Here is a 16619-nt window from a genome sequence, read left to right as displayed (position 1 = left end):
TTGTGTCGCCGACGTTTCAACATCCGGAAGCCGACCCACCCCCGGCCCCTCCCTTTCAGGTAGGGGGATAAATTGGCGGAACATCCCGACCTCAGGCCCGCTCCAACAACCGCTCCGCCTGAGCCCGCGCCTCATCGGTAATCGTCGCCCCCGACAGCATCCGAGCGATCTCCTCGCGCCGTTCGTCCTCCGACAACGCCCGCACGCCGGTCCGCGTGACCGTGCCGTCGCTGCTCTTGGCGATCAACAGGTGCTTCGCCCCCCGCGCCGCAACCTGCGGGCTGTGTGTCACCACCAGCAGCTGCGTGCTCAGCGCAAGCCGCGCGAGTCGTTCGCCGATCGCGCTCGCCACCGCGCCGCCGACGCCGCGGTCGATCTCGTCGAACACCATCGTCGACGCGCCGCCCTCTTCCGCCAGCGCGACCTTCAGCGCGAGGATGAACCGCGACAACTCGCCACCCGATGCGATCTTGGTGAGCGCCGCGAACGGCGCGCCAGGATTGGTCGAGATCTCGAACTCGACCCGGTCCTTGCCCGCCGCGGACCAGCCCTCCTCACCAAGCGGCGCAACGACGGTCTGGAACCGGGCCGCATCCAGCTTCAACGGCGCTAGCTCACCCGCCACCGCCACGTCGAGGCGTTTCGCCGCCGCCAGCCGCCGCTTCGTCAGAGCATCGGACGCCGTATCAAACGCCTTCCGAGCCGACGCCACGCGTGCCTCGATCTTCGCGATCCCTCCTTCGCCCGCATCGAGCCGCTCCAGCCGGGCGCGCATCTCGTCCGCCAGCGCCGCCAGATCGTCAGGCTGAACGCGATGCTTGCGCGCCATCGCCCGAAGCTCGAACAGCCGGGCTTCGTCATCCTCCAGCGCGCGCGGATCATACGCCATGTCCGCGCGCGCATCGCGCAGGCTCTCCTCCGCGACCGAAGCCTCGATCACCGCGCGATCGACCGCCGCCAGCGCATTGCCCAGCGCGACATGATCCTCCGCGATCCGTTCGAGCACGCGCGCGGCCTGGCGAAGCTTCGCCATCCCGCCGTCCTTGCCCTCGAGGAAATCGTCGATCGCCGCGAGATCGTCCGCGATCTTCTCCGCGCGTTGCATCGACCGCCGCGTATCCGCCAGCGTCTCTTCCTCGCCCGCGACGGGTGCGAGCGCCGTCAGTTCGGCAACCGTATGCTCGAGCCATTCGCGATCCCGCGCCGCCGTTTCGATATCCGCGCGGGCGGCGGCAAGCTCGGCCTCGGCAGCGCGAAACCCGGTATACGCCTTGCCCGTAGCCCCAGGCTCGGTCCGTCCGAAAATATCCAGCAGAGCCCGATGCCCGCGCGCATTCAGCAGCCCACGCTCGTCATGCTGGCCGTGGATCTCGACCAGATGCGGTGCCATCTCGCGCAGCAGTCCCGCCGACGCCGGCTGGTCGTTGACGAACCCGCGACTGCCGCCATCCGCCTTGACGATCCGCTTCACGATCAACGGCTCGCCGTGCTCGATCTCCAGCCCGTTCTCATCGAACAACAACGCCAGCGGCGATTCGGGCGCGGGGGCATCGAACGTCGCGGTCACCACCGCCTGCGTGGCGCCATGCCGCACCAGCCCGCTGTCACCGCGTCCGCCCAGCGCCAGCCCCAGCGCGTCGAGCAGGATCGACTTGCCCGCCCCGGTCTCACCGGTCAGCACGCCGAGCCCCTCGCCGAATCCCAGATCCAGCGCCTCGATCAGCACCACGTCGCGAATGGAAAGGTCTGTCAACATCACGCGCGTCCTAAACCATTCGCATGGGATGTTGATCCCCAATTGTTCTCGTCTTCGCGGGCTTCGGTTCCCGGCTCAGGTCCCTGGGGTCGTCCGCGTCGCGCTGCCCGGACCGACCGGCGCGGGAGTCGAGACGCCGCCCGTGCCGGTACCGCCCGAGTTGCCCTTGACCTTGGGGATCTCGACCGGACCGGTCGCCGGCGCGCCCGCGGTCCCGGTCGGCACGGCGACTTCGCCCGGTGCCAGCGGTGCGAGCGGCTTCACCGGATGCTCCTGCATCAGCTTGTAGGCGTGATCGTACCAGTCGGTACCCGGATAGTTCCGCCCCAGCACCGCAGCGGCCTTCTCGGCCTCGATAGGCACGCCGAGCTGCAGATACGTCTCGGTCAGCCGCATCAGCGCTTCCGGCGTGTGCGTGGTCTGCTGGAACTTGTCGATCACGGTGCGGAACCGGCCGTTCGCCGCGAGCCACTGACCGCGTGTCTCGTAGAACCGCCCGATCTCCATCTCCTTGCCGGCGAGATGGTCGTTGACCAGATCGATCTTCAGCCGTGCGTCCGACGCATAGCGCGTGTTCGGGTAGCGGCGCATCAGCTCGCCCAGCGAATCGAGCGCCTGGCGCGTGATCTTCTGGTCGCGCGTCACGTCGGTGATCTGCTCGTAATAGCCGAGCGCGATCAGGTAATAGGCATAGGGCGCGTCGCGGTTACCCGGATGCACGGCGAGGAAGCGCTGCGCCGAGCTGATCGACGCGGTGTAATCCTTGGCGAGGTAATAGCTGAATGCCGACATGATCTGCGCACGGCGCGCCCAGATCGAATAGGGATGCTGACGCTCGACCTCGTCGAACAGCTGTGCCGCCTCCTTGTACCGCCCCTGGTCGAGTCGCTGCTTCGCGGTCGAGTACAGCGTCCCGACGTCGCGCGCGACGTAAGGAAGGTCGCCCTTGGCGGAACGACCCGCACAACCGGCCATGGGGAGCGCAAGCGCTGCGATGAGCGTGACAGCAAAGGCACGCGACATGCTCGGAAGGGACTGGGGGATACGCATCGGCGTTGTCCTTAGCGTATGCGGGGCTTCGCGAACAATCCCTTTCGCCACCCCCGTTCGGCGCCCGAATACTGGCCCCGCGGTTGCCGACCATGGGGGGTTTCCGTGAGCCGGATCACACGGCAATAGTCGTGCGTTGCCGACCCGTCATTCCAGTCGAGGATATCCCATGCCCGCCACCCTGCTGCATACCCACCGCGTCGAGAAGCCCTGGGGTCGCGACACGCTCTGGCCCGGTTTCGAGGATGCCGCCCCCGGTACGCCGCCGATCGGCGAAGTCTGGTTCCAGGAGCCGGGCAACACCACGCCCGACCTGCTGATCAAATATCTGTTCACCAGCGAGAAGCTGTCGGTCCAGGTCCATCCCAACGACGAACAGGCGCACGCCGCCGGCCTGCCGCGCGGCAAGGACGAGTGCTGGACGGTTCTCGCCGCCGAGCCGACCTCGACGATCGCGGTCGGTACGAAGCAGCCGATCTCGAAGGATGAACTCCGGCAGTCGGCGATCGACGGCACGATCGAGGACAAGCTCGACTGGAAGCCGGTCAAGCCGGGCGACTTCATGTATTGCGCGTCGGACACGATCCACGCGATCGGTGGCGGCGTGACGGTGATCGAGGTCCAGCAGAACTCCGAGACAACCTATCGCCTGTACGATTACGGCAGTGACCGCGAGCTCCACCTCAAAGACGGCATCGAGGTCGCCGACCCCACACCCTACGTCCCCGTCGCGCCGCCGATCGAAGTCGAGACCGGCCGCACGATCATGGTCGAGGGCCCGAAGTTCGTGCTCGAGCGCTGGAAGGGCGGCGACCACGTCGTCAACCTGCCCGAAGGCACGACAGGCTGGGTGATCCCGATCACCGGCTCGGGCGATGTCGCGGGCGTCGCGTTCAAGGCCGGCGAATGCGCGACGATGACCGGCAGCGAAACGATCTCGACGAGTGCGGATGCGGATGTGCTGTTCGCGTATCCGCTCGCGAAGCGGATCTGAGCAACACCTTCACCTCCCGCCTCCTTGTTCTCCCGCGAAGGCGGGAGCCCAGTCTGGGTCCCCGCCTTCGCGGGGAAACATGGTAATCGAGGGCAACCACCCCTCACACGAACACCACCCCGGCGAAGGCCGGGGCCCAGGTGGAAAGGCGGCAATAATGGAGGATCACGCTCCGTTAGCTACGTCCCCAACCGGGCCCCGGCCTCCGCCGGGGTGGCGTCTCGTGAGCAAGTTCACGTTCCACGACATCGAGTCCAAACTCACCCCACATTAACCCGCCCCCTGTAACCCCCAGACCATGCTCCGCATCCTAACCCTCTCCACCCTGTTCCCGGATGCGACCCGCCCCAATTTCGGCGTCTTCGTCGAACGCCAGACGCTCGGCCTCGCCGCGCATCCCGACGTGTCATTGCAAGCGGTAGCACCGATAGGCCTCCCCCCGGGCCCGCTCCGCCACCTCGGCCACTACGCAACCCTCGCCAAGCTCCCGACGCACGAACGGTGGAAAGGCATCGACCTCCACCGTCCGCGCTTCACCGTCCGCCCGTTCCTCCAGGGCCGCCATCACGCCGCAGCGTTGCAGCGCGCGCTCATCCCCATCCTCGACGCGATCCGCGAAGACTTCGCGTTCGACGTCATCGACGCGTCGTTCTTCTTCCCCGACGGCCCCGCCGCGGTCGCGCTCGGCAAGCGCTACGGCGTCCCCGTCTCGATCAAGGCGCGCGGCTCCGACATCCACATCTGGGGTACCGCGCCCGCCACCGCCGCCCAGGTCCGCGACGCGGGCCGCAACGCCGCGGGCATGCTGGCGGTCAGCGCCGCGATGAAGGCCGACATGGTCGCAATTGGCTTGCCCGCCGACCGCATCCGCGTCCACCACACCGGCGTCGACCAGGACCGCTTCCACCCCATCGACCGCGCCGCCGCCAAGGCAGCCCTCGGCGTCTCCGGTCCATTGGTCGTCTCGGTCGGCGCGCTGATCCCGCGCAAGGGGCACGACATCGTCATCGACGCGGTCGCCGCGCTCCCCGGCGTCACGCTCCTGATCGCCGGGCACGGCCCAGCGCGCGCGAAACTGGAAGCGCAGATCGAACGACTCGGTATAACCGACCGCGTCCGCCTGCTGGGCGCCGTACCCCACGCCGAAATCCCTAAGCTGATCGCCGCTGCCGATGTCAGCGCGCTTGCCTCCGAGTCCGAAGGCCTCGCCAACGCCTGGGTCGAATCGCTCGCCTGCGGCACGCCGATCGTCATCACCGACGCCGGCGGCGCGCATGACGTGGTGACATCCCCCGAAGCAGGCCGCGTCACGATCGGCGACCCACTAGCCTTCGCCGCCGCGATCGGCGCGCTTCTAGCCGATCCTCCTACGCCTGAAACCACCCGCGCCACGGTCGCCAGCTTCACCTGGGAAGCCAACACCGCCGCGCTCTACGAGCATTTGGCAACGCTGGCGGCAAACCGCTTTTAAACGATCCTCCCCCGCCAGGGGGAGGTGGCACCGAAGGTGACGGAGGGGGAGGGCACCGAACGGCGGTTTATCCTTATCTCCCCCTCCGTCTGGAAAGTGCCAGCCACCTCCCCCTGGCGGGGGAGGATCAACAGTCTCAAATCACCCCTCGAGCGGGTACAGCGCCGCCACGATCCAGCGACCCTCACCACGCAGAACCGCCCAAGCCCGAGCGGCAGCACGACTATCCATAGCCTCGATCCCGAACCCCCGCGCCTCGACCGCCCGCTTGAACGCAAGCGGCGGCTGACGCAGCGCGGAACCGGTACCCAGCAACAGGAACTCCGGCGGCGGATCGAGCGCCAGCAACGCCGCAACGTCCGCCTCTCCAAGCGCCTCGAACGCCGGCGGCTCCCAGCCATCCGCCCGCTCGGGACTGATCAACAGCGCCGTATAATAGCCGTCGTCGACCTTGAACCCGGCCCGACCGATCGCCGAGATCATCGGCCCATCGGTCTTCTCGCGGTCCATCCTCATGACGTGATCAACGCTCGACCTTCGGACCAACCCGCTCGGCACCGTCCTGCACGCCGCCCTTACGCGGCGCAGGATCGGCCCGCAGCCCCAGCGTGATCAGCAGCGACGACGACACGTAGATCGACGAGTACGTTCCGACGACGATACCCAGGATCATCGCCGCGGTGAACCCGCGCAGCACATGGCCGCCGAGCACCAGCATCGCGACCAGCGCGAGCAGGATCGTCACCGACGTCATCACCGTACGCGGCAGCGTCTCGTTCACAGACAGGTCGATGATCTCGCGCATGTCCATCTTCCGATAGCGGCGCATGTTCTCCCGGATACGATCGTCGATCACGATCTTGTCGTTGATCGAGTACGAGATGATCGTCAGCACCGCCGCGACGATGTTCAGGTCGAACTCGAACTGCGTCAGCGCGAAGAAGCCGAGCGTCATCAACAGATCGTGGACGATCGCGACGACGGTCGACACGCCGAACTGCCATTCGAACCGCACCACCGCGAACAGCGCGATGCCCAGGATCGCGAGTCCGACCGCGAGCAGGCCCTTGCTGATCAGCTCGTCCGAGACCTTGCCCGAGATCGTGTCGTATTTCGAGAAGGTCGCGCCGGGGAACTTCACGGCGAGGTCGTCCGACACCTTCTTGACGAGGCGGTTGGTCGCGCCTTCGTCACCGGCGGGCACGGGCAGGCGGATCGACAGCGTCTTCGGATCGCTGAACGACTGGATCGAGGCCTCGCCGACGCCGAGGCGGTCGACTTCGGTGCGGACCGCATCGATCGACGGCGGGGTCGCGAACTTCTCTTCGATCAGGACGCCGCCGACGAAGTCGACGCCCATGTTGAGGCCCTTCGTCACGACCAGCCCGACCGCGAGCAGGGACAGCAGCAGGGTCAGCCCGAACGCCCATTTGCGGAGCGAGACGAACTTCAGGTTCGTGTTGTCGGGTACGAGTTTCAGCAGGCGCATGGTTATCTCCCGCCTCAAATATTGATCGTGGTGGGGCGGTTCTTCCGCAGCCACAGCGCGACCATCATCCGCGTGAACGTGACGGCGGTGAACACCGACGTGCAGATCCCGATCAGCAGCACGACCGCAAAGCCCTTCACCGGACCCGAGCCGAGCAACAGCATGATCACGCCGGTGATGGCGTGCGTCACGTTGGCCTCGAAGATCGTCCGCGATGCTTCCTTGTAGCCGAGCTCGACCGACTGGACGACGCTACGCCCGCGTCGCCGCTCCTCGCGAATACGCTCGTTGATCAGCACGTTGGCATCCACCGCGGTCCCGATCGTCAGCACGAACCCGGCGATACCGGGCAACGTCAGCGTCGCGTTCAGCATCGCCATGACCGCGACGATGACCAGGATGTTGATGACCACCGCGAGGTTCGCATACAGGCCGAACCGGCCGTAGGTGACGAACATGAACACGATCACGAGCAGCGCGGCCACGATCGACGCCAGCACGCCGGCGCGGATCGAATCCTTGCCGAGATCGGGGCTGACGGTGCTCTCGGCGATGGTCTTCAAATTGACCGGCAGCTTGCCCGACCGCAGCGAGATCGCCAACGCGTTGGCCGACTCGACGGTGAAGTTGCCCGAGATCGACGCGCGACCGCCCAGGATCGGCTCGTTGATGTTCGGCGCAGAGATCACCGAATTGTCGAGGATGATCGCGAACGGCTTGTTGGTGTTCTCGGTCGTCACCTTGGCGAAGCGTCGGCCGCCGACCGCGTCGAACGTGATCGCCACCTGGGCTGCGTTGGTCTGCGACTCGAACTCCTGGCGCGCATCGGCGAGCTGGTCGCCCGAGATGATCACCGATCGCTTGACCGCGATGAACGGCACGCCGCGCGGGTTGCCCGGATATGGCAGCACCTGGCTGCCGACCGGGGCGATCCCCTTGACCAGGTCGGCCGGGTTCGCAGTCTCGTCGACCAGCTTGAACTCCAGCTTGGCGGTCTTGCCGATCAGCTCTTTCAGCGCCTGCGGGTTCTTCAGGCCCGGCACCTGCACCACGATCCGCGTCGCGCCCTGGCGAACGATCGTCGGCTCCTTGGTGCCGAGCGCGTCGATACGACGACGGACGACTTCGGTCGCGTCCTTCATCGCGGTGTCGACCGCCTGGGTCAGGCCGGCCTGGGTCGGCTTGAGCACGAACCGGCTCGTGTCGACGACGTTGATGTCCCATTCGCGCTGGCCGCTCATCCCGGCGCCACCGCCGGTGATCGCCAGCAGGCGCTCGCGGGCGGCGTCGACCTGGCTCGGATCACGCAGCAGAAAGGTCAGCTGGCCGCCCCGCGTCGAAATGTCGCCGATCTCGATCCGCGGCGTCCCGTTGCGCATCGTCCCCGCGACGCTGTCGCGCATCGCCTCGATCCGCGTCGCGGCGAGGTCGGCGGTATCAGCCTCGAGCAGCAGGTAACTGCCGCCGGCGAGATCGAGCCCGAGGTTGATGTGCGGATGCGGAATCCGCCCCCATTGGCTCGTGGTGCTCTCGGGGAGGAAGCTCGGGATCGCCAGCAGGCACAATGCCGCCAGCAACCCGATGATCGACCCGATTTTCCAGCGCGGGAAGTCGAGCATCAGTCGTTCGCCGGCTTCGTGTTCGGGCTGGTGATGTCGGTCAGCGTCGCCTTGACGACGCGCACGCGGACATTCGGGGCGATCTCGACCTCGACGACGTTATCCTCGACCTTGGTCACCTTGCCCAGGATCCCGCCCGAGGTCACGACGCTGTCGTTCTTCTTCACCGCGGCGACCGACGCCTGCAGCGCCTTCATGCGCTTTTGCTGCGGGCGGATCATCAGGAAATAGAACACGACGAACACGAGGAAGAGCGGCGCGAGGCTCAGGAACGAGGCGATCCCGCCTCCCGCCGTCGTGGCGGCGCCGTCTGCGGCCTGGGCGTATGCTGGTGAGATGAACATGGAGTTCCGTATCTGTGAAGGGTGGCTCGGTTCGCGCGCCGCGCGGCCGGTCGCATTGGTCCGCCCGCTATCATCGCTTGGTGTCCCGTGCAACTGACGCAGGCGTAGACGGTTCGTGTAGAGACCACGATGAAGTCGCGGCGAAACCAGGGCGAAACAGGAGAGATGCGATGATTCTGGTGATGGGACATATCAAGCTGGCCACAGGCGAGGGCGCAAAGATCGCCGATACGTTGATCGCGCACATGGCCGCCTGCGCCAAGGAAGACGGCTGCGAGTTCTACAATCTCGCGCTCGACCTGATCGATCCCGACCTGATCCGGATTTCCGAACGCTGGGCGAGTCCCGAGGCGATCGCCGCGCACGGCCAGGCCGAACACCAGAAGGCCTTCGGTCGCGCCCTGCGCGCGTACACCATCGAGCAGGTCAGCGTGAAAGCGTATGACGGCAGCTTCTGGCGCACGCTGATGGGCGACTGAGGCAATTCTTGCGGGCAAGCGGCGTTGCGACTTGCATCGCGCGCCGACCCTGCGTAGAGCGCGCGGCTCGGGCTGCTATGCGGCCCGTTCGGTCGGAGCGTAGCGCAGCCTGGTAGCGCACCACACTGGGGGTGTGGGGGTCGCAGGTTCGAATCCTGTCGCTCCGACCATTTTCTTACATCAATGAACGACAGCCAGCCGATCAGGTCTTGGCAAATCTTCTTGTTCCCCCGCGAACGCGGGGGCCCAGGATCACGAACGCTGCCGCCCGCAACCCTGGGCTCCCGCTTTCGCGGGAGAACCGTTAGAGGTCAGGCCGTCTCGCTCACCGTCGCCGCATGACCCACGGCCACCGCGCTCAAATTCACGATCCCCCGCGCCGTCACGCTAGGCACCATCATCTGCAACGGCTTGGCGAGCCCCAGCAGCATCGGCCCCAATGGCAACGACTCGGTCGACGCCGACAACAGCGACACCGCGATGTTCGCCGCATCGATGTTCGGCATCACCAGCAAATTTGCCGACCCGGTCAGCGGGCTGTCCGCGACCAACCGCCGCCGCAGCGCCTCCGACAGCGCCGCATCGCCGTGCATCTCTCCATCGAACTCGAACTCGGGCGCCGCCGCCTTCAGCAACGCATGCCCCGCGCGCATCTTCTGCGCCGAGGGCGACCGCGACGCGCCGAAGCTCGAATGCGACAGCAACGCCGCCTTCGGTTCGATCGCGAACGCCCGCACAGCCTCGGCCGCGAGCAACGTCATCTCGGCGATCTGCTCGGCAGTCGGATCGACCGTCACATGCGTATCGCAGAAGAAAAGACTGCCGGTCCGCAAAATCACCGCCGACATCGCATACAACCGCGAGACGCCCGGCATCCGCGGGATCAGCGGCATGACGTAGGTCATCTGCGTCCACCAGTCGCCGATCCCGCCACACAAGGCTGCATCGACACGCCCCTCGCGCAGAAGCATCGCCGCCGCCACGCTCGGCCGAGTCCGTAGCGCGCGCTCCGCGCTGTCGGGCGGCGATCCACGACGGCCGACCAGCGCGTTATACCCGGCAAGCAGCGGATCGAACACCTCGCGGTCGGTACCCGGATCGAGCACCTCCACGTCGGTGCCGATCGCCATCCGCAACCCGCTCGACTGAATCTTCTCGGCGATCACCTCGCGCCGCCCGATCAGCACCGGCCGCCCGATACCCTCGTCGATCACCGTCTGCACCGCGCGCAGCGTGCGGTCGTCCTCGCCCTCGCCATACGCGATCGAGCGCCCCGCCTGCTTGGCGCGCGCGAAGATCGGCCGCATCAACTGGCCCGAGCGATACACGAACACTTCGAGGTCACGCAGGTACGCGTCGAAATCCTCGATCGGCCGCGTCGCCACGCCCGAATCCATCGCCGCCTTCGCCACCGCCGGCGCGACATGCAGGATCAGCCGAGGATCGAACGGCTTGGGAATGATGTAGGTCGGCCCGAACACCGGCGTCGCGCCACCGTAAGCGGTGACGACCACATCGGAAGCCGTGGCGCGCGCAAGGGCCGCAATCGCGTCGACCGCAGCGACCTTCATCGCCTCGTTGATCTCGGTCGCGCCGACGTCGAGCGCACCGCGGAAGATGAACGGGAAGCACAGCACGTTGTTGACCTGATTCGGAAAATCCGAACGCCCGGTCGCGATGATCGCATCGGGCCGCGTCGCATGCACGAGCGCCGGCTGGATCTCCGGCTCAGGGTTCGCCAGCGCCAGGATCAGCGGATCGGGTGCGAGCAGATGCAGCCATTCCTGCTTCAGCACGCGCGGTGCCGACAGTCCGAGGAAGATGTCCGCCCCTTCCAGCACGTCCGGCAGGGTCCGCGCATTGGTCGTGCGGGCGTACCGCGCCATGTTCGGCGGCATCACGTCGCCGCGATCCTTGTGCACGACGCCCGCGATATCGGTCAGCGTCACGTTCTCGGGATTGAGCCCCATCGACACCAGCAGGTCGACCGTCGCGAGCGCCGCCGCACCTGCGCCCGACGTCACCAGCTTCATCTGGTCGAGCCGCTTGCCGCGCAGTTCGAGCACGTTGCGGACTGCCGCCGCACACACGATCGCGGTGCCGTGCTGGTCGTCGTGGAACACCGGGATGTTCATCAGTTCACGCAGCTTGGTCTCGATCTCGAAGCATTCGGGTGCCTTGATGTCCTCGAGATTGATCCCGCCGAACGTCGGCTCGAGCACGCGGACAGCCTCGATGAACGCCTGCGGATCGAGCTGGTCGATCTCGATGTCGAAGCAGTCGATCCCCGCGAATTTCTTGAAGAGCACCGCCTTGCCCTCCATCACCGGCTTCGACGCCAGCGCACCGATCGCACCGAGCCCAAGCACCGCGGTGCCGTTGGTGATGACCGCGACGAGATTGCCCCGCGCGGTATAATCCCGCGCCTTGTCCGGATCGGCGGCGATTTCCTCGCACGCGGCGGCGACACCCGGCGAGTAGGCGAGCGCGAGGTCGCGCTGCGTCGCCATCCGCTTGGTCGCCTCGACCGAGAGCTTACCGGGCTTGGGATAGCGATGATAATCGAGCGCGGCTTTGCGGAAATCGTCTTCCATGGTCTTCCTAACCTGTCGGCCGCGGCGGCGACCGGGTTGAGCGCGCAGACAGAGCCCGCGGCGAATGTTCAAGGGAGCGCATAGCCTTAGGGGCACCAATCCGCCAACCCCGCGCGGACGTAGCGTCGGTTTGCGGGTGGAGCGGGGGCACGCCGGCTACCCTGGAACTGGTCATCACCCCAGAATTAGATGCCACCTGGGAACTGGCCACCGCCCCGGCGAAGGCCGGGGCCCAGTTGGAACGTCAGAGGTAACGAAGCGCCGGTCTCCGTTGTCACCGTCCCCCAACTGGACCCCGGCCTCCGCCGGGGAGGTGCGATCTAATCGGATGGGCCGGGCTCCCTTTTCCGTTCTCCCGCGAAAGCGGGAGCCCAGGAATCACGAACGGCGTCCGCCGTAACCCTGGCCCCCCGCCTCCGCGGGGGAACGGTAGACCGAGGAAGTGAAGGAACGATGCAGGGCATGATCCCCAAATTCCCCTGTCCTACAGCGAACCAATATGGTTCAATTCCGTCGACAAAACCGGGAGCCCGCCATGACCATCGACCACCTAATCGACGCCGTCATCGACCGCGAAGGCGGCTATACCAACCACCCGGCAGACCGAGGCGGCCCCACCCGCTACGGCATCACGCAACAAGTAGCCCGCACCAACGGCTACCCCGGAGACATGCGCAACTTCCCCCGCGACCAGGCGGAAACCATCTACCACCGCCTCTACTGGACCCGCCCGGCCTTCGACCAGATCGCCCCGCGCGCCCCAAAAATCGCCAAAGAACTGTTCGACACCGGCGTAAACATGGGCCCCGCAGTCGCCGCCACCTTCCTCCAACGCGCGCTCAACGCGCTGAACCGCGGCGCCACCGACTATCCCGACATGACTCTCGACGGCCGCATCGGCCCCGCCACGCTCACCGCGCTCGACTCCTTCCTGGCCCGCCGCAAACCCGGCGGAGAAACCGTGCTCCTGAAAGCGATCGAGGCGCTGCAAGGCGAACGCTACGTCGCGCTCGCCGAGACTCGCCCCGCCAACGAAGCCTTCCTCTACGGCTGGCTCGCCAACCGCACCTGACGCCCCGGCGAAACGCTCCCAGCGTCTACACTTCCTATACTTCACTTTTGCCGAAGGCAGCCAATGACCCCGCAACCCCTTGATCCCGCACCAGATCCCTGGATCACCCGAGCCCGCCCGACCTTCCTCTACGTGATGTACACATTGCTGCTAGGCGCGATCCCCGCAGGCCTGATCGCCGCCGTCCGTCCGCAGATGGCGCAGGCGATCGCTGCCGGCATGGCGGCGTATTTGAACGCAATCCCCGAACCCCTCTACGCGCTCTTCGGCACTGGTTATCTAGGCTACACGGTGGCGCGCGAATGGGGGAAGGGGCGGTAACCACCCAAGCCTCCTTCGTCATTCCCGCGGAGGCGGGAACCCATACTGGCTGACTTCAGTGATGAACGGGTGAGGTCCGAGGCTCTGGATCCCCGCCTGCGCGGGGATGACGGATGATGGGAGAGGGGGGATGCGTGGGCGAAGAGGCGTTGCACCCCCAAAACCAAACCCTACATCGCGCCTATGAGCAACGACCCCCACGCCATGCCGACATGGCACGGCACCACGATCCTCTCGGTCCGCCGCGGCGGCAAGGTCGTCGTGATCGGCGACGGCCAGGTCTCGATGGGCCAGACCGTCATGAAACCCAACGCGCGCAAGGTGCGCAGGCTGGGTGACGGCAGTGTCATCGGCGGATTCGCCGGCGCCACCGCGGACGCGTTCACCTTGTTCGAACGCCTCGAACGCAAACTCGAAGCACACCAGGGCCAGCTGCTGCGCGCCGCGGTCGAACTCGCCAAGGACTGGCGCACCGACAAGTTCCTCCGCAACCTCGAAGCGATGATGATCGTCGCCGACAAGGACGTGACGCTGATCCTCACCGGCAACGGCGACGTGCTCGAACCCGAAAACGGCGTCGCCGCGATCGGCTCCGGCGGCAACTACGCGCTCGCCGCCGCCCGAGCGCTGGTAGAATACGAGACCGACGCCGAAGTCCTGTGCCGCAAGGCGATGGGCATCGCGTCCGAGCTCTGCGTCTACACCAACGACCGCCTCACGGTCGAAACGATGGATTCGACTAGCTAATTCCCCTCCCGCTTGCGGGAGGGGTTAGGGGAGGGGCTGAAATACACCCCACCCACGCCTTCCGCTGCGGCCACGCCCTCCCCCGACCCCTCCCGAGCGGGAGGGGAGAAGGTAACAAAATGAACGACCAGCTCACCCCCAAGGCCATCGTCGCCGCGCTCGACGCCCACATCATCGGCCAGGCCGCCGCGAAACGCGCGGTCGCCGTCGCCATGCGCAACCGCTGGCGCCGTCAGCAGCTCAGCGAAGACCTACGCGACGAGGTCACGCCCAAGAACATCCTGATGATCGGACCGACCGGCTGCGGCAAGACCGAGATCAGCCGCCGCCTCGCCAAGCTCGCCGACGCGCCGTTCGTGAAGGTCGAGGCGACCAAGTTCACCGAGGTCGGCTATGTCGGCCGCGACGTCGAGCAGATCGCCCGCGACCTCGTCGAGGAAGCCATCCGCCTCGAAAAGGAACGACGTCGCGTCGCCGTCAAGGACAAGGCGGAGGAGGCGGCGATGTCGCGCCTGCTCGACGCGCTCACCGGCAAGAACGCGAGTGAAGCGACGCGCGAGAGCTTCAAGCAGCGCTTCCTCGACGGTCATCTCAACAACGCCGAAGTCGAGATCGAGGTCGAGCAGGCGCCGACCACGCCGTTCGAAATTCCCGGCGGCGCGCCGCAGATGATCAATCTCGGCGAGATGATGAAGTCGTTCGGCGGCGGCCAGCAGTTGAAGCGGCGCAAACTGACGGTCCACGCGGCGTGGGACAAGCTCGTCGAGGAAGAGGCCGACAAGCGTCTCGACCAGGACGAAGTCAGCCGCGCGGCGCTCGCCGATGCGGAAGCCAATGGCATCGTCTTCCTCGACGAGATCGACAAGATCGCAGTGGCGGATGGCCGCGGCGGTTCGATCAGCCGCGAAGGCGTCCAGCGCGACCTGCTGCCCTTGATCGAGGGCACCACCGTCGCCACCAAATACGGCCCGATGAAGACCGACCACATTCTCTTCATCGCGTCGGGCGCGTTCCACGTCGCCAAGCCGAGCGACCTGCTTCCCGAATTGCAGGGCCGCCTGCCGATCCGCGTCGAGTTAAAGGGCCTCACCGAAGCCGATTTCGTCGCGATCCTGTCGGATACCAAGGCGTCGCTGCCGCTGCAGTACAAGGCGCTGATCGCCACCGAAGGCGTCGGCATCGAGTTCACCGAAGACGGCATCGCCGCGATCGCGCGCATTGCCGCCGAAGTGAACTCGGAGATCGAGAATATCGGCGCCCGGCGTCTGCAGACGGTGATGGAAAAGCTGCTCGAGGAGGTAAGCTACAACGCCGAAGACCGCGGCGGCTCGAACCTCGTCATCGACGGCGCGTACGTCGACAGCCAGCTGAAGGAAATCGCGCGCAACACCGACCTGAGCCGCTTCGTGCTGTAAGGGCCAAGCCTAACCGTTTTCCTGCGAACGCAGGAATCCAGGGTAACATGGCGAAACGCTCGCAACCCTGGACTCCTGCGTTCGCAGGAGAACAAAATTGGAGAGGAGAAACCATGGACGTGACCGAAGCCGTAGCCGCTCGCCGCTCCGTCCGAGGCTTCCTCGACACCCCGGTCGATCCCGCGCTCCTCCGCGACCTCGCGATAAAAGCGTCCCGAGCAGCAACCGGCGGCAACCTCCAACCTTGGCACATCGCCATCGTCCAAGGCGAACCCCTGGCCCGCCTCAAGGCGACGATGGTCGAAAAGATCGCAACAGGTACAACCGAAACCCCAGCCTACGACGTCTACCCCAGAGACCTCGTCGCCCCCTACCGAGACCGCCGCTACGCCGTCGGCGAAGCGATGTACGCCCACCTCGGCATCCCCCGCGACGACAAGCCAACGCGGCAGAAATGGTTCGCCCGGAACTTCGAATTCTTCGGCGCCCCCGCCGCCTATTTCTGCACCGTCGACAAGCGCATGGGCCCGCCGCAATGGTCAGACCTCGGCATGTACCTGCAAAACCTGATGCTGCTCGCGGTAGACGCCGGCCTCGCCACCTGCCCGCAGGAATGCTGGGCGATGTATCCGGAAACGGTCGGTAGGTTCCTGGACCTGCCCGAAGACCGCATGCTCTTTTGCGGCATGGCGATCGGCTACGAGGACAAGAGTGCGCCGGCCAATGCGTTGCGCACCGAGCGCGCGGACGAAGCGGAATGGCTGACCACGATCCGCTGACAGCTCTCAAGCGAGCGCAAACCGAGCCCCACCCCGGCGAAGGCCGGGGCCCAGTTGGGAAAGGATTGTAACGAATGGAAGCGCTTCGTCACGCCGGCCTTGCCAACTGGGCCCCGGCCTGAGCCGGGGTGGTGGCGTATGCGGCACTGTTCGCCCGCGAAGGCGGGTGCCCAGACTGGGTCCCCGCCTTCGCGGGGAAACAACTTTTTAGAGGACTACCGTAACCGGCTTGGCGCCCTTGATCCCCGCAAGGATCATCGCTTCCCAGACCGCAGGATCGCCCGCCGCCGCCATCGCCTTGTCCGGCTCCCGGAGAGTCTTCAGCACCGCCAGCGCATCGGGCAGATAATCCGCCCAAGCCGCGTCGATCAGCCGCGACGCCGACTCGGCATCGCCGCCGGCATTCGCGCTAATCCGCTGTCCCGCCAGCACGCGTGCGACGCGTTCGGCGACAGGTGTAGTGGAAACGTCCATGAGCATTCTCCTCGC

General features: G+C 66.3%; 15 protein-coding genes, 1 tRNA gene and 1 pseudogene. 9 read left to right on the top strand and 8 right to left on the bottom strand.

The window, feature by feature from the left end:
- Positions 1-91: 91 nt before the first annotated feature.
- Together recN and AC1MH0_RS08945 are read right to left on the bottom strand one after the other, a co-directional pair.
- On the bottom strand, positions 92-1756 hold the full coding sequence (gene recN / locus AC1MH0_RS08950) for a DNA repair protein RecN (protein WP_480965577.1): 1665 nt from the start codon (positions 1754-1756) through the stop codon (positions 92-94).
- Positions 1757-1831: 75 nt separating this feature from the next.
- Positions 1832-2731, bottom strand: a complete 900-nt coding sequence (locus AC1MH0_RS08945) for an outer membrane protein assembly factor BamD (protein WP_480965710.1) — start codon at positions 2729-2731, stop codon at positions 1832-1834.
- Between the two features lie 244 nt (positions 2732-2975).
- Between AC1MH0_RS08945 and AC1MH0_RS08940 the strand changes: the two genes are divergently transcribed.
- On the top strand, positions 2976-3800 hold the full coding sequence (locus tag AC1MH0_RS08940; RefSeq protein ID WP_480965576.1) for a class I mannose-6-phosphate isomerase: 825 nt from the start codon (positions 2976-2978) through the stop codon (positions 3798-3800).
- 298 nt (positions 3801-4098) lie between these two features.
- A complete protein-coding gene (locus AC1MH0_RS08935) occupies positions 4099-5271 on the top strand; it encodes a glycosyltransferase (RefSeq protein WP_480965575.1) in 1173 nt (390 codons plus the stop codon).
- 141 nt (positions 5272-5412) lie between these two features.
- Here AC1MH0_RS08935 and AC1MH0_RS08930 read toward each other — a convergent pair whose 3' ends face one another.
- Genes AC1MH0_RS08930 through yajC form a run of 4 tightly spaced genes read right to left on the bottom strand, consistent with a single transcriptional unit; the run spans position 5413 to position 8723 of the window.
- Positions 5413-5787, bottom strand: coding sequence for an Mth938-like domain-containing protein (locus AC1MH0_RS08930; protein ID WP_093398720.1), 375 nt, complete (start codon positions 5785-5787; stop codon positions 5413-5415).
- A 7-nt stretch (positions 5788-5794) separates the two neighbouring features.
- Positions 5795-6760: a protein translocase subunit SecF gene (secF, locus tag AC1MH0_RS08925; RefSeq protein ID WP_056489900.1), complete on the bottom strand. Its 966-nt coding sequence runs from the start codon at positions 6758-6760 to the stop codon at positions 5795-5797.
- Between the two features lie 14 nt (positions 6761-6774).
- Positions 6775-8379: a protein translocase subunit SecD gene (gene secD / locus AC1MH0_RS08920; RefSeq protein ID WP_056489897.1), complete on the bottom strand. Its 1605-nt coding sequence runs from the start codon at positions 8377-8379 to the stop codon at positions 6775-6777.
- On the bottom strand, positions 8379-8723 hold the full coding sequence (gene yajC / locus AC1MH0_RS08915; protein WP_056066746.1) for a preprotein translocase subunit YajC: 345 nt from the start codon (positions 8721-8723) through the stop codon (positions 8379-8381). The genes secD and yajC overlap by 1 nt, the downstream gene beginning before the upstream one ends.
- 170 nt (positions 8724-8893) lie before the next feature.
- Between yajC and AC1MH0_RS08910 the strand changes: the two genes are divergently transcribed.
- Both AC1MH0_RS08910 and AC1MH0_RS08905 read left to right on the top strand, forming a co-directional pair.
- A complete protein-coding gene (locus AC1MH0_RS08910) occupies positions 8894-9202 on the top strand; it encodes a putative quinol monooxygenase (RefSeq protein ID WP_480965574.1) in 309 nt (102 codons plus the stop codon).
- Between the two features lie 93 nt (positions 9203-9295).
- Positions 9296-9372: transfer RNA gene (locus tag AC1MH0_RS08905), tRNA-Pro, on the top strand.
- 141 nt (positions 9373-9513) lie between these two features.
- On the opposite strand, the gene AC1MH0_RS08900 is transcribed toward AC1MH0_RS08905, so the two are convergent.
- Positions 9514-11796 carry an NADP-dependent malic enzyme gene (locus AC1MH0_RS08900; protein WP_120300575.1) on the bottom strand — a complete coding sequence of 761 codons (2283 nt, stop codon included), beginning with the start codon at positions 11794-11796 and terminating at the stop codon, positions 9514-9516.
- A 535-nt stretch (positions 11797-12331) separates the two neighbouring features.
- Between AC1MH0_RS08900 and AC1MH0_RS08895 the strand changes: the two genes are divergently transcribed.
- The 5 genes and pseudogenes from AC1MH0_RS08895 (at position 12332) to AC1MH0_RS08875 (ending at position 16130) form a co-directional block, all read left to right on the top strand.
- On the top strand, positions 12332-12868 hold the full coding sequence (locus AC1MH0_RS08895) for a glycoside hydrolase family 108 protein (protein WP_480965573.1): 537 nt from the start codon (positions 12332-12334) through the stop codon (positions 12866-12868).
- Between the two features lie 87 nt (positions 12869-12955).
- A pseudogene (locus AC1MH0_RS08890) lies at positions 12956-13189 on the top strand (3TM-type holin); the annotation flags it as partial.
- Between the two features lie 204 nt (positions 13190-13393).
- Entirely contained in the window at positions 13394-13936 is a 543-nt protein-coding gene (gene hslV / locus AC1MH0_RS08885) for an ATP-dependent protease subunit HslV (protein ID WP_107954625.1), read from the top strand.
- Between the two features lie 119 nt (positions 13937-14055).
- Entirely contained in the window at positions 14056-15351 is a 1296-nt protein-coding gene (gene hslU / locus AC1MH0_RS08880) for an ATP-dependent protease ATPase subunit HslU (protein ID WP_056489881.1), read from the top strand.
- A gap of 113 nt (positions 15352-15464) precedes the next feature.
- Positions 15465-16130, top strand: coding sequence for a nitroreductase (locus AC1MH0_RS08875; RefSeq protein ID WP_480965572.1), 666 nt, complete (start codon positions 15465-15467; stop codon positions 16128-16130).
- A 207-nt stretch (positions 16131-16337) separates the two neighbouring features.
- On the opposite strand, the gene AC1MH0_RS08870 is transcribed toward AC1MH0_RS08875, so the two are convergent.
- Complete coding sequence (locus tag AC1MH0_RS08870) at positions 16338-16604, bottom strand: hypothetical protein (protein WP_132896051.1); 267 nt, start codon at positions 16602-16604, stop codon at positions 16338-16340.
- Between the last annotated feature and the right edge of the window lie 15 nt (positions 16605-16619).

Source organism: Sphingomonas sp. AP28, from assembly GCF_056680455.1.
The sequence above is the reverse complement of the archived record's forward strand: the minus strand, read 5'-3'. Positions and strand labels throughout refer to the sequence as shown.

What these genes read in the sequence shown, in the direction of transcription:
- AC1MH0_RS08930 (WP_093398720.1), bottom strand. Translation starts at nt 5,787, where the DNA reads ATGAGGATGGACCGCGAGAAGACCGATGGGCCGATGATCTCGGCGATC.
- secD (WP_056489897.1), bottom strand. Translation starts at nt 8,379, where the DNA reads ATGCTCGACTTCCCGCGCTGGAAAATCGGGTCGATCATCGGGTTGCTG.
- AC1MH0_RS08870 (WP_132896051.1), bottom strand. Translation starts at nt 16,604, where the DNA reads ATGGACGTTTCCACTACACCTGTCGCCGAACGCGTCGCACGCGTGCTG.
- AC1MH0_RS08945 (WP_480965710.1), bottom strand. Translation starts at nt 2,731, where the DNA reads ATGGCCGGTTGTGCGGGTCGTTCCGCCAAGGGCGACCTTCCTTACGTC.
- AC1MH0_RS08940 (WP_480965576.1), top strand. Translation starts at nt 2,976, where the DNA reads ATGCCCGCCACCCTGCTGCATACCCACCGCGTCGAGAAGCCCTGGGGT.
- hslU (WP_056489881.1), top strand. Translation starts at nt 14,056, where the DNA reads ATGAACGACCAGCTCACCCCCAAGGCCATCGTCGCCGCGCTCGACGCC.
- secF (WP_056489900.1), bottom strand. Translation starts at nt 6,760, where the DNA reads ATGCGCCTGCTGAAACTCGTACCCGACAACACGAACCTGAAGTTCGTC.
- AC1MH0_RS08900 (WP_120300575.1), bottom strand. Translation starts at nt 11,796, where the DNA reads ATGGAAGACGATTTCCGCAAAGCCGCGCTCGATTATCATCGCTATCCC.
- recN (WP_480965577.1), bottom strand. Translation starts at nt 1,756, where the DNA reads ATGTTGACAGACCTTTCCATTCGCGACGTGGTGCTGATCGAGGCGCTG.
- hslV (WP_107954625.1), top strand. Translation starts at nt 13,394, where the DNA reads ATGCCGACATGGCACGGCACCACGATCCTCTCGGTCCGCCGCGGCGGC.
- yajC (WP_056066746.1), bottom strand. Translation starts at nt 8,723, where the DNA reads ATGTTCATCTCACCAGCATACGCCCAGGCCGCAGACGGCGCCGCCACG.
- AC1MH0_RS08910 (WP_480965574.1), top strand. Translation starts at nt 8,894, where the DNA reads ATGATTCTGGTGATGGGACATATCAAGCTGGCCACAGGCGAGGGCGCA.
- AC1MH0_RS08895 (WP_480965573.1), top strand. Translation starts at nt 12,332, where the DNA reads ATGACCATCGACCACCTAATCGACGCCGTCATCGACCGCGAAGGCGGC.
- AC1MH0_RS08935 (WP_480965575.1), top strand. Translation starts at nt 4,099, where the DNA reads ATGCTCCGCATCCTAACCCTCTCCACCCTGTTCCCGGATGCGACCCGC.
- AC1MH0_RS08875 (WP_480965572.1), top strand. Translation starts at nt 15,465, where the DNA reads ATGGACGTGACCGAAGCCGTAGCCGCTCGCCGCTCCGTCCGAGGCTTC.